Annotated in this window: 1 protein-coding gene; it reads right to left on the bottom strand. The window is 50.5% G+C overall.

The features are described from left to right. Positions 1 to 8 precede the first annotated feature (8 nt). Positions 9 to 1,025: an IS5 family transposase gene (locus BG260_RS11835; RefSeq protein WP_069132957.1), complete on the bottom strand. Its 1,017-nt coding sequence runs from the start codon at positions 1,023 to 1,025 to the stop codon at positions 9 to 11. Between the last annotated feature and the right edge of the window lie 95 nt (positions 1,026 to 1,120).

Genomic DNA, 1,120 nt, shown 5'->3' with positions numbered 1-1,120 from the left:
CTTGCGTTTCATAGAGCTACCGGTCCCACGGATCTGGTTTTTTCAAGTAAAAATCCGGCCCTGCTGAGGTTCCATCCAATGCAGGCAAAGACAAATCGCAGCCGGTTTCGAGTCTCGTTTTTGGCTCGCATGGCAACCAGGTTCGCCTTGGTTTTCATCCACGCAAATGGATGCTCCACAGCTGCCCGAACGCTGTTTAACTTGCGGTTTCGTTTTTTCTGAGAACCTGACAGCGGCTGATTGCGTTTGGCCTTGTCCAGTACCCCGTAGTACCAGCCGTAGTGTCGTGCCGAATACTTGTGGTGGCCGTCCACATAGGCTTTATCGCCAAATAAGGCTTTCTCGTCGTAACTGATCAGCTTTTCGGTTTCCCTGCTGTCGTGTACACTGGCCGGGGTGAAGGTAACCTTGCGAATGAGTTTGGACTCAATGTCCACACCGATATGGCCTTTGTAACCAAAATAGTAGGTGCCGCCTTTCTTGGTGGAGTCCGCATCGGTGTCGATCTGTGGGGAAGGTTCCTCAGCCAGCTCCTGGCGTTTTTTATCTGATAGTGGGCGCCCGGAAGAGGGAAGAATTGAAGCGTCGACAATGGTGCCTTTCTTCACCATCAGGCCTTTGGCTTCCAGCTGCTGGGTAATCAGCTCAAAGATACGCTCGTCCAGATCGTGGCGGGCAAGATCTTCTTTAAAACGCCAGAAGGTGGTAAAGTCGGGAATCTCCTGATCCAGGTTGAGGCCCACGAATCGTTGGAAACTCAGCCGGTCGATCAGCTGATCTTCCAACTGGGGATCGCTCAGGCTGAACAGCGACTGCAAGAAGGTGGCTTTAATCATCCACAGTGGATTCTTTCGAGGACGGCCACCCGTCTTCTTATCCGTTCTATCAATGATCGAAATTTCCCGGACCAGTGGCTGCCAGTCAATGATCCCGTCGAGTTTGTGCAGGTGCTTGGAAAGCTTGCTGATTTTGCGTCTGCTGGAAAGAAGTCCGTCGCCAAAGCTTAGTTGATTGCCGTCAGCCATGAAAAGATCTGAGATTTGATGCAGATTTATGTTTAACCAAAAATAACTGAATCCAATAAAAAACTCACGAACTCAGGGGGTTTTGCAAAGCCTTC

It is taken from the genome of Rhodohalobacter halophilus (assembly GCF_001715195.1).
In the GTDB taxonomy this organism is placed as follows: domain Bacteria; phylum Bacteroidota; class Rhodothermia; order Balneolales; family Balneolaceae; genus Rhodohalobacter; species Rhodohalobacter halophilus.
Note: the sequence above shows the minus strand (reverse complement) of the source record. Positions and strands in the feature narration are given on the sequence as shown.

Bases quoted from the DNA above. Each gene is read 5' to 3' on its own strand.
- BG260_RS11835 (WP_069132957.1), bottom strand. From the start codon at position 1,025: ATGGCTGACGGCAATCAACTAAGCTTTGGCGACGGACTTCTTTCCAGC.